The 10,221-nt window shown below is 77.0% G+C and carries 10 protein-coding genes; 9 read left to right on the forward strand and 1 reads right to left on the reverse strand.

What is annotated here, in order from left to right:
* The 8 genes from EOE48_RS29470 to EOE48_RS28170 form a co-directional block, all read left to right on the forward strand.
* The coding region (locus EOE48_RS29470; protein WP_210249606.1) for a hypothetical protein at window positions 1-322 on the forward strand (322 nt) is incomplete at its 5' end.
* Between the two features lie 1,521 nt (window positions 323-1,843).
* Window positions 1,844-3,016 carry a coiled-coil domain-containing protein gene (locus EOE48_RS28140; RefSeq protein ID WP_127734180.1) on the forward strand — a complete coding sequence of 391 codons (1,173 nt, stop codon included), beginning with the start codon at window positions 1,844-1,846 and terminating at the stop codon, window positions 3,014-3,016.
* Between the two features lie 98 nt (window positions 3,017-3,114).
* Entirely contained in the window at window positions 3,115-5,241 is a 2,127-nt protein-coding gene (sctV, locus tag EOE48_RS28145) for a type III secretion system export apparatus subunit SctV (protein WP_187371579.1), read from the forward strand.
* Complete coding sequence (locus EOE48_RS28150) at window positions 5,231-6,331, forward strand: MotA/TolQ/ExbB proton channel family protein (RefSeq protein ID WP_127734181.1); 1,101 nt, start codon at window positions 5,231-5,233, stop codon at window positions 6,329-6,331. Before sctV ends, EOE48_RS28150 begins: the two co-directional genes overlap by 11 nt.
* Entirely contained in the window at window positions 6,321-6,809 is a 489-nt protein-coding gene (locus EOE48_RS28155; protein WP_127734182.1) for a hypothetical protein, read from the forward strand. The genes EOE48_RS28150 and EOE48_RS28155 overlap by 11 nt, the downstream gene beginning before the upstream one ends.
* Window positions 6,806-7,132, forward strand: a complete 327-nt coding sequence (locus tag EOE48_RS28160; protein ID WP_127734183.1) for a hypothetical protein — start codon at window positions 6,806-6,808, stop codon at window positions 7,130-7,132. The genes EOE48_RS28155 and EOE48_RS28160 overlap by 4 nt, the downstream gene beginning before the upstream one ends.
* A gap of 54 nt (window positions 7,133-7,186) precedes the next feature.
* The gene (locus EOE48_RS28165; RefSeq protein ID WP_127734184.1) at window positions 7,187-7,456 is read left to right on the forward strand and encodes a hypothetical protein; all 270 of its coding nucleotides are present in this window, start codon (window positions 7,187-7,189) and stop codon (window positions 7,454-7,456) included.
* 14 nt (window positions 7,457-7,470) lie between these two features.
* Window positions 7,471-7,764, forward strand: a complete 294-nt coding sequence (locus tag EOE48_RS28170) for a hypothetical protein (protein WP_127734185.1) — start codon at window positions 7,471-7,473, stop codon at window positions 7,762-7,764.
* A 32-nt stretch (window positions 7,765-7,796) separates the two neighbouring features.
* Here the strand turns inward: EOE48_RS28170 and EOE48_RS28175 are convergent, their stop codons facing one another.
* On the reverse strand, window positions 7,797-8,294 hold the full coding sequence (locus EOE48_RS28175) for a nucleoside deaminase (protein WP_127734186.1): 498 nt from the start codon (window positions 8,292-8,294) through the stop codon (window positions 7,797-7,799).
* A gap of 725 nt (window positions 8,295-9,019) precedes the next feature.
* Between EOE48_RS28175 and EOE48_RS28180 the strand changes: the two genes are divergently transcribed.
* Window positions 9,020-10,221: pseudouridine synthase (locus EOE48_RS28180; RefSeq protein WP_246155030.1), on the forward strand; the 1,202-nt coding region annotated here is incomplete at its 3' end.

A 10,221-nucleotide genomic window follows, 5' to 3' on the forward strand; every position in this document is an offset into this window, starting at 1 on the left:
GCCGCTGGGGGTCGACGGCGCCCGGCTCGTCGCCGAGATCGCCCGCGGCCGCCCCCTCGGCGAGGCGCTCGGCCTGCCCGCGGGCCTCGGCGAGGCGCTCTACGCCCGCGCCCATACCTGGTTCGCCGCCGGCCGCCACGACCGGGCGGTGGCGCGCGTCCACGCCGCCGGCCTCGCCGCCGCGACGGACGAGTGGGACCTCGCGGCCCGGCACCTCGCCGCCTTCGCCGCCTGCGACGGGCCGGACACGCCGCCCGAGCTGCGGCGGGAGGCGGCGCAGCTCGGGCGCGCCGTGGCGCAGCGGCAGGGGCAGGCCCGGTGACGGTCCGGCCGGGCGCGACGCTGCCGGCCGGGCTCGCCCTGCAGCAGGCCGCGGCGCAGGCGGTCCTCGACATCGCCAGGGCCATGGCACCGGAATCCTTGGCGCCGGAATCGTTGGCGCCGGAGCCCTCGGCGCCGGGATCCTTGGCGCCTGAGGCTCCGGCCCCGAAGCCGCCGGCCGACCGGACCGCCGCCGGCTCCCTCGCCGCTGCCGATCCGGCGCCGGCCGCCGCCCGGCGCGATGCGCCCCCCGCCACCGCGACCCTGCTCGGCCTTCGCCCGCCGAGCGCCGATGCGGCTCTGCCGGTCCGGTCGTCCCTCGCGCTCGCGGCGGCGCCCGACCCGGCCGGGCCCGCCCGCAGGATTCCCGGTCTTCCGGACCCTTCCCGCACGCCCGACCGCGCCGGCCCGGATCCGGCCGGGTCGGAGGGGCCCCCGGCCGGGGCGGACGGCCCGATCCCGACCGGGATCGGCGCCGGGCCGCGCGAGCAGGAGACGGCGGGAGCGGATCTTTCGCGCCGGGACGGGATCCAGCGGGACGGCGTGCCGGCGGCGGAACGGCCGGCGTCGCGTCCGGCCGCGCCGCCTCCTGCCAGCGGGATCCCGGGGCCGGCCCTGCCCGGGGCGGGCCCGGGCACGGAGCCCCCGCGCCCGGCGGCGGCCCCGTCCGGCTCCGCGGGCCCGGGCGGCGTGTCGGACGGGCCTGCGCCCGCCGGAGCGGCCGCGCCGGGCACGGAGCCGGCGTCCCGCGCCGCGTCCCGGCCGTCCGGAGCCGCCGGGCCGGAAGGCGCCGGGGAGCCGGCACCGGACCGCCTGGTGCCGCCGGAGGCGCGCGCCGTGGCCGCGCAACCCCGTGCCCCCGTCCCGGAACGGCCGGCCCCCGCCCTGGATCCGGAACCGGCCGAGCGGGCCGCGATCCCGGCGCGGCTCGCGCGGACGACCGACCCGGAGCAGCCCGGGCGGATCCCGGGACCGATCGATCCGGCCGAAGATCCGGTCAAGCGACCGGTCGAGCAGCCGGCCTTGCCCGGATCGGCGCGACGCGCACCCGGTCCACGGCCGGAGGCCCGGCCGGTGGCATCGGCGCCGCAGGAGGCACCGTGGGAGACGGCGCCTCCGCTCCGCCCGGCACCGCCGACCCGCGCCGCGCCCGCCGCGGCCCCCGCCCCGGCCCGCGAGGCCGTGGCCGCTCCGCGCGCCTCCGGCCCCGTCCCGTCCGCCGACTGGACCGCCCAGGCCGGGCCGGTGCTGGCGGCGCTGGCCGGCGGGCAGGCCGAGCGGGCCGGGATCATCGCCTCCTTCATCCTCAACGCCGCGATGATCCCGGGCTGGCCGCCGCCGCTGCCGCTCGCGGCCGCGCCCGAGACCGCCCTGCGGCGGCTGCTGCCCGAGTTGCCGGTCGCCGACGAGGCGGCCGCGTGGCCCGGGGCCTGCGGCGTGCCGCCGCCGCGGGGCCGCCACCACCCCGACGACCGTCCCCGGCCGGGCCGAGGCGGCGCCGGCCGCCGCTCCGGCACCCGCGGTGGCGGCGGGCAGCCTCGGCCCGGCCGCGCCGCCGCTCTACGCCGCCCTCGGCACGGCCTTCCCGAGCGGAATCTCCGGCCTGCGCCCGCCGCTGAATCCGGAGGATGCCGCGCTGCTGCTGGCGCAGCTCTCGCTGGCGACCGACGAGTCGGCCCGCGCCGCCGCCGACACCCGGATCCGCGCCGCCCTGTCCGCGCTGCGCACCGACCTCGCCGCCGCCGCCGCGACCGTCGCCGGGGCCGCGGCCGAACTCGGCCGGGCGACCGCCGAGCAGGCCGCCAGGCAGGCGGAGCGCGACGGCAAGACGGGCGAGCAGACGGCGCTCCAGGCCACGCGGGCGGACCATGCCGCCGCGGCGGACCGGGCCGAACGGACCCTCTCGGCCAAGAGCGCCGAGCAGGACGCCGCCACGGCGGAGAAGGCCGACCTCGCCGGCCGCCTCGACGCGGCGACGGCGCGGGAGGCGGATGCCGCCGCGTCGGTCACCCGCCTCGACGGCGCCATCGCCGAGGCCGAGGCCGCCGGGCAGGCCGACCGCGTCGCCGAACTGACGGCCGAGCGGGACGCCGCGGTCGCCGACCGCGACGCGGCCGCGGCCACGGTGACCGAGACGCAGGCCGACCTCGCCCGCAACGCCGACACCCTCACGCGCCTCGGCGGGGAGGTCGCCGCGGCCCGGGACGATCTCGCCAGCGCCCGCGCCGCGGTCGCCGGGGACGATGCCCGCCTCGCCGAACTCGCCACCGACATCGCGGCGCTCGGCGCCGCCATCGCGGTCCTGACGGCCCGGATCGCGACCCTCGAGGGCCTCGTGCAGGAAGCGGCCCGCGCCGTGACGGCGGTGTTCGGCCGCGTCAGCGTCGAGGTCGCGACCGGCGGGCAGGGCCGCATCGAGTACGAGGCCCATGGCCGCGAGCTCGACCGGCTCCTCGACGACGTGGCCGAGACCCTGACGCAACTGCGCGACGACGGCCTGCGGCAGGCCGAGACCGACGCCACGACGACCCGCGACGCCCGCGAGGCGGAGTCCGAGCGCCGGGTCCTGCTGACCGCCCTCGGCCTGCTCGCCGGGCTCGCCGATCTGTCCGGGACCCTCGACCGGCTGCGCGAGCGGCCGGCGGCGCCGACGCGGGAGGACGACGAGGCCCTGCACTACCGGCTGGCGGTGTGACGGAGAAAATGGTTCACAGGGTCGCTTCCAGAGGGACGTGACCGGCGCTCCACCCGCCGGACGGCGGCAGAGGCGAGACAAGGCGAAGACACCGATCGATGATGCGCTTCCTCAACGCGCTGGCCCGGCGCAACGACCTGCTGCTGGCGTTCCTGCTGGTCTGCATCATCTTCATGATGATCCTGCCGCTGCCGACGGCGGTGATCGACGTGCTGATCGCCGTCAACCTCGCGCTCGCCGCGATCCTGCTGATGGCGGCGGTCTACCTCACGGACGTGGTGCAGCTCTCGGCCTTCCCGTCGATCCTGCTGCTCACCACCCTGTTCCGGCTCGCCCTGGCGATCTCGACCACGCGGCTGATCCTGATCCAGGCCGATGCCGGCCACATCGTCGAGACCTTCGGGCGCTTCGTGGTCGGCGGCAACCTCGTCGTCGGCCTCGTGGTGTTCCTGATCCTGACCATCGTGAACTTCATGGTCATCACCAAGGGCTCGGAGCGGGTCGCCGAGGTCTCGGCCCGCTTCTCCCTCGACTCGATGCCCGGCAAGCAGATGTCGATCGATTCCGACATGCGCGCCGGGATGATCGAGCTCGACGAGGCTAAGCGGCGGCGCAACAAGCTCGAGAAGGAGAGCCAGCTCTACGGCGCCATGGACGGCGCGATGAAGTTCGTGAAGGGCGACGCCATCGCGGGCCTCATCATCATCGCGGTCAACATGATCGGCGGCATCGCCATCGGGACGATGCAGCGGGGCATGCCGCTCGCCGAGGCCCTCGACCGCTACTCGCTGCTGACCATCGGCGACGGGCTGGTGTCGCAGATCCCGGCCCTGTTCGTGTCGATGACCGCGGGCTTCATCGTCACCCGCGTCGCCTCCGAGGACAACGCCGACCTCGGCAGCGACATCGCCGGCCAGCTCGTCAACGAGCCCAAGGCGCTGCTCATCACCGCGGTGATCCTCGCGGTGTTCGCCGCCGTGCCGGGCTTCCCGTCGGTGATCTTCCTGCTGCTCGCGGCCGCGGCCGGCGGCGGCGGCTGGCTCATCATCCGCAACCGCCGCCGCACCGCCACGAAGGCGCGGGCGGGCGAGATGCCCTCCCTCGCCCCGGCCCTCGCGCCCGCCGGCCGGATGCCGGCCCTGCCCGGCGACGAGGCCGACGCCGCGCCGGTGCCGAGCGTCAGCTTCGCCCTGACCACGCCGCTCATCGTCGACATCGCCGCGAGCGTGCGCGACGCGATCCGCCCCGACAAGCTCGACCGCGAGGTCGCCCAGGTCCGGCGCGCCCTGTACTTCGACCTCGGGGTGCCGTTCCCGGGCATCCACCTGCGCCTCAACGAGGGCCTGCGCGAGGGCGAGTACCGCATCCTCGTCAACGAGGTGCCGGTGGCGGCCGGGCTGGCGCGGCCGGGCTCGGTCATCGTGCGCGAGAGCGAGGCCAACCTGCGCCTGTTCGACATCCCGTTCGAGCGCGGCGACGACTTCCTGCCGCAGACCCCGAGCTACTGGGTCTCGGCCCGCCACCTGCCGACCCTGGAGCGGGCCGGCCTGCAGGTGATGACGCTCTCCACGATGCTGACCTTCCACCTCGCGCACGTCCTCAAGGCGCACGCGGCGGAGTTCGTCGGCATCCAGGAGACGATGTACCTGATGAGCCAGATGCAGAAGAACTTCGGCGAGCTGGTGCGCGAGGCGACGCGGCTCTTGCCGACCGTCACCATCACCGACGTGCTCCAGCGCCTCGTCGGCGAGGAGATCTCGATCCGCGACATGCGCACGGTGCTGGAGGCGCTGGTCACCTGGGGCCAGCGCGAGAAGGACCCGATCGTGCTGACCGAGCACGTCCGCTCGGCCCTGTCGCGCTACATCACCCACAAGTTCTCGGGCGGCCAGAACATCATCCCGGCCTACCTCATCGCCAAGGAGGTCGAGGACGTGGTGCGCAACGCGATCCGGCAGACCAGCGGCGCCTCCTACCTCGCCCTGTCGCCGGACGTGCACCGCCAGCTCATCCACGCCATGCGGGCCGCGGTCGGCGGCGGCGGCCAGGGGGCGGTCAACCCGGTGATCCTGGTGCCGATGGACATCCGCCGCTTCATGCGCAAGATCGTCGAGCGCGACTTCCCGAGCCTCGCCGTGCTGTCCTACCAGGAGCTGACCGCGAGCGCGAACGTGCAGCCCCTCGAACGCATCAAGCTCTCGGCCCAGCTCGGCAATGCGGCCTGACCCGGTCGTCCTCGCGCCGCCGGCCGGGGCCGAGCAGCACCTGCGCCCGCGGCTCTCGGCCTACACCGCCGGCCTCGGGCTCGCCTTCGGGCTCTACCTCGCGGTGCACGGGCCGGGGGCGGGCGTCGCGGTCTGGGCCTGCGCCGCCCTGGTCCTCGCCGGCCTCGCCGCCGGGCTCGCCGGGCGCGGGCCGCTGCCCTCGCCGTGGCTGCGCCGCGCCGCCGCCGGCAGCGTGGCACTCGCCCTCGCGGTGCCCCTCGCCGTCGCTCCCGCCGGGCCGGCGGCGGGCGCACCGCTCTGGCCGCAGATCCTCGTCGCGCTGTTTGCCAGCCGGGTGCTGGCCGAGGAGAGCGAGTTGCGCTTTTCCGCGTTCTGGCGCGCGCCGCGCGCCGTGCCCGCCCCGGTGGCGCTGCAATCGGGGGGCTCGGCCGCCGCGCTCGGCGCGGTGCTGGCGCTGGTGTTCTACCAGCTCGCCGGCCGCGCCCCCGCCCCGGGCGGGACCGGGTTCGGCGAGGTGCTGTGGGGCGCGCTCACCGGCGACAGCGCCCTGCACCGGGCCATCGTCGTGCTGTTCTGCGTCGTCCTCGGCCACCTCGTCGAGGCGGCCGCGCGCCACCGCCGCGACCGGGCCGCCCTCGCGGCGTTCCAGGCCGCCGCCCCGGGGCCCGATCCCGCCGCCCGGGCGCGGGAGGTCTGCGGCCGGTATGGCCGCACCTGGACCGAGATGCTGCTGACCCGCACGTCGACCTCCGGCGGCGGCGCGGCGGCGGAGGCGTTCGAGGCGTTCCGCCATGCCTCGCGCCGCTTCGTCTACGGCCTCGTCGCCCTGCTGCCGCTGCTCGGCTTCCTCGGCACGGTGGTCGGCCTCGCCGCCGCGATGGCGGCCCTGCCCCTCGACGGCGCGGCGGAAGGCCGGGTCGACCTCACCGGCAGCCTCGCCGGGCTGGCGCTCAAGTTCCAGACCACGCTGCTCGGGCTGGTCGCCAGCCTCGTCGCCTCGCTGCTGCTGGCGTGGCTCGACAAGAGCGAGACCGAACTCGCCGCCGCCTGCGCGGTCCTCGCCGCCGCGGAGGCGCGCCGTGAGCCCTGACGGCGAGGCCGCGCCGGGTCGCGGTGCCGCCGGCTCCGGCCTGCCGGGCTTCGATCCGGTGGCCGACCTGCTCTTCGCCGTCACCGCGGCGCTGCTGCCGGCGATCCTCGTCCTGCTGCCGGCGGTCCAGCTCGCCGTGCGGCGGCCGGCCGCGCCGGGCGGAATCCGGGTCGAGGGACGGCCGGCCGAGACCGTCGTCGCCCGGGCGGCGGGCCTGCGCCTGCCGGACGGGCGGAGCGTCGCCCTCGACCGCATCCCCGACGATCCCGGCACCCGCGCGCTGCTGGCGCGGCTGCGGGAGGACGACGGGACGCTCCTCGTCGTGGTCGAGCCCGACGGGCTCGAGAGCGCCTTCGTGCTCGAACCGCTGCTCGCTGCCCACGGGCCTGGGCGGGTCGCGCAACTGCGGGCGAGCGAGCCCTGCGCGGCCTCCCGCGAGCCCGCCCTCGCCCGCGCCTGCGCCGGGGCCGCGCCGTGACCGGGCGGATAGCGTCGGCCGCCTTCGCCGACCTCGCCGCCAACGTGTTCGCGGCCTTGCTCCTCGTCCTGCTGCTCCTGCTCGCCGCGTCCGGGCGCCCCTCGCGGCCGGTCGACGCGGTGCGCGACCTCGGCGCCCGTCCGCACGCGCCGCTGCCGGCCGGCGCCCGGCCGGCGGGGAGCCCCGACACCGGGACGGGGCCCGGCCGCCTGCTCGGCCGGATCAGGCCGGTCCTCGAAGCCGCCGCGATCTTGGGCGGCGTCGCGGCTGTTCTGTTGATCGCCCGGTTTGTCCCGCGCACGCGGATCCGCTACAAGACCTGAGGCCCGCGGCGGACCTCCGTCTGCTTGCCCTCACCGCCTAGAGAGGACGCCGCCATGGTCGCCGCGATGCCGCTTCCCGAGCACCAGACCGTGCGGGCGACCCGCGACCCGCTGCCGGTCTCGTCGCCGCGGGCGATCGAGGAGACCGGCGCCGCCCGGGCGCAGGAGAGCGCCGAGGCGCGCACCGAGGCGTTCCGGGACTATCTCGACCAGGGCGGCATCACGGTGCTCGAGGACCTGTCGCGCAAGCGCCATCCCTCCGCCGCCGATCTCATCAGCCAGCAGAGCGTCTACGCCGCCCCCGGCGTGCCGCTCGGCCTGTGACCGCGAGACCCCCGATGACCCGTCCGATCGCTCCCCTCGCCGGCGCCGTTCCCGCGGTGCAGCCCGCCGCCCCGGCCACCGGCACCGCCGCCCACGGCACCCGCGGCGACCGCTTCGCCTCCGTGCTCTACGCGGCGTTGCGCCCGCCGAGCCTCGACTTCTCGGAGGCCGCCGGCGACTTCGAGGACGACGCGCCGCAGCGCCCGCCGATGCGGGCCCACGTCCAGCCGAACCTCGCCAAGGCCCTCGGCCTCGACCCCGCCACGGCGGCGAACCTGCCGGCGCCGGGGGCCCGCCGGCCGGTCTGACGGACCGATGTCCCGGCGCGGTGCCCCTGCGATCAGTCGCGCCGCGCCCGGAAGAAGGCGCGCAGCAGCGCCGCGCCCTCCCGCTCGCGAAAGCCGCCATAGACCTCCGGCGCGTGGTGGCAGGTCGGCTGGTTGAACACCCGCGCGCCGTGCTCGACCGCGCCGCCCTTCGGATCGGACGCCGCGAAGTAGAGCCGGCGGATGCGCGCGAGGCTGATCGCGCCGGCGCACATCGGGCAGGGTTCGAGCGTCACGTAGAGGTCGCAGCCGGTGAGCCGCTCGTCGCCGAGTGCCGCGGCCGCCGCCCGGATCGCCAGGATCTCGGCATGGGCGGTCGGGTCGTGGCGCTCGCGCATGCGGTTGCCCTCGACCGCCATCACCTGCCCCGCCCGGACCACCGTCGCGCCGACCGGCACCTCGCCGCGCGCCGCCGCCGCCCGCGCCGCCGCGAAGGCGAGGCCGAGGGGGTCCGTCTCAGCCTCCGCCCGGCCGGCGCCGATGTCCCCGCCGGGCCTCGAAAATTCGTCCATCGGTCCCGCTCGCGGAAAGACTGTCGCTCTGCTATCAGGCGCGCATGAGCGACAGCAACGACGACGCACCCCGGTCCGAGCAGGCGGCCGGGCAGGACGAGATCGATCCGCAGGCCGTGGCCGCCAAGCCGGCGCCCAAGCGCAGGACCCGCAAGGCGGAGGCCGACGCCGAGCCCGCCCCGGCTCCGACGCGCAAGGCGCGCGGCAAGGCCGCGGAGGGCGGCGAGGCGGCCGAGCCCGTGGTCGAGCCCGCCCCGGTTCCCGCCCGTCCGTCCAAGCGCAAGGCGTCGGGCAAGACCAAGCCGTCGGACGAGGTCGCCGCCTCCGACGAGCCTTCGGCAGCGAAACCAGCCAAGGTGCCGGCGGAGCCCCGCACCAAGTCGGCGGCCAAGCCCGCTCCCGAGCCGGTGACCGAGTCGTCCGACGATGCCGCCGAGGCATCGGGCGATGTGAACGCCGTCGAGGCCTCCTCCTCCGCGCCCGAGACCACGGCGGTCGCCGTCGAGTCGCCTGCGTCCGAGCCGACCGCGGCCAAGTCGTCCAAGGCCAAGTCGTCCAAGGCCGAGTCGCCCAAGTCCAAGCCGTCCGCAGCCAAGTCCTCCGCGGTCAAGCCGGCCGCCGCGCCGAAGCGCAAGCGCGCCGAGACCAAGGCCGACGAGGCTGCGGCGGACGCCGGCGAGGCCGTCGAAGCCGCCCCGGCCGCCGTCGAGGCGCCGCCTCCCGAGATGCCCCCTGTCACGCCGCCGGCCGCCACCCGCGCGCCGACGCAGGCGCCCGAGGCCCGCCGGGGCGCGCCGACCGGCGACGCCGTGCTGCGCCGGCCGGGCAAGCCCGCGGCCACGTCGGCCAAGCCCGCGGCCACGTCGGCCAAGCCCGCGGCCTCGTCGGGCAAGTCCGGGGCCTCCCGCGAGGCCCCCGCCGAGCCGGCCGCCGAATCCGAGCGCATCGCCAAGGTGATCGCCCGTGCCGGCATCGCGTCGCGCCGCGACGCCGAGGCGATGATCCTGGAAGGCCGCGTCACCCTCAACGGCAAGCGGCTCGACTCGCCGGCGATGAATGTCGGGCCCGACGACCGCATCACCGTCGACGGCGAGGCGCTGCCGGCGCGGGAGCGCACCCGGCTGTGGCTCCTGCACAAGCCGCGCGGCGTGGTGACCACCGCCCGCGACCCCGAGGGCCGCCCGACGGTGTTCGACGGCCTGCCCGAGGACCTGCCGCGGGTGGTCACGATCGGCCGCCTCGACATCAACACCGAGGGGCTGCTGCTCCTCACCAACGACGGCGGCCTCGCCAAGGTCATCGCCCATCCGGAGACCGGCTGGCTGCGCCGCTACCGGGTGCGGGCCTTCGGCGACGTCGATCAGGCCGCCCTCGACCGCCTGCGCGGCGGCGTCACCATCGACGGCATGGAATACGGCCCGGTCGAGGCCACCATCGACCGCCAGCAGGGCGACAACGTCTGGCTGACCTTCGGCCTGCGCGAGGGCAAGAACCGCGAGGTCAAGCGGATCCTCGAGCATCTCGGCCTGTCGGTGAACCGGCTGATCCGCCTGTCCTTCGGGCCGTTCCAGCTCGGCGACCTCGAGGTCGGCCTCGTCGACGAGGTCCGCACCAAGGTGCTGCGCGAGCAGCTCGGCCGGACGCTCGCCGAGCAGGCCGGCGTCGATTTCGAGAGCCCGGTGCGCGAGCCGATCGCGCCGTTCGGCTCGCCGAAGCCGGCGGCCCAGCCCGAGCGCGGCGCGCGACCGCCGGGGGTGGGCGGGCGCGATGCCGGCGGACGCGACAACAGTGGGCGCGACATGGGGCGCGGTCCGGCCCGGGGCGGGCGCGATCCGGCCCGGCCCCAGGCGGGCCGGCCCCAGGCCGCACGGCCGCACGCGCCGCAGCGCCGGGTCTGGCGCGACGAGGAGGCGGAGGGCGCGCCGTC

Origin of the sequence: Methylobacterium oryzihabitans (genome assembly GCF_004004555.2) — a bacterium.
GTDB classification, from domain to species: Bacteria; Pseudomonadota; Alphaproteobacteria; order Rhizobiales; family Beijerinckiaceae; genus Methylobacterium; species Methylobacterium oryzihabitans.

Bases quoted from the DNA above. Each gene is read 5' to 3' on its own strand.
- sctV (WP_187371579.1), top strand. From the start codon at position 3,115: ATGATGCGCTTCCTCAACGCGCTGGCCCGGCGCAACGACCTGCTGCTG.
- EOE48_RS28150 (WP_127734181.1), top strand. From the start codon at position 5,231: ATGCGGCCTGACCCGGTCGTCCTCGCGCCGCCGGCCGGGGCCGAGCAG.
- EOE48_RS28165 (WP_127734184.1), top strand. From the start codon at position 7,187: ATGGTCGCCGCGATGCCGCTTCCCGAGCACCAGACCGTGCGGGCGACC.
- EOE48_RS28170 (WP_127734185.1), top strand. From the start codon at position 7,471: ATGACCCGTCCGATCGCTCCCCTCGCCGGCGCCGTTCCCGCGGTGCAG.
- EOE48_RS28175 (WP_127734186.1), bottom strand. From the start codon at position 8,294: ATGGACGAATTTTCGAGGCCCGGCGGGGACATCGGCGCCGGCCGGGCG.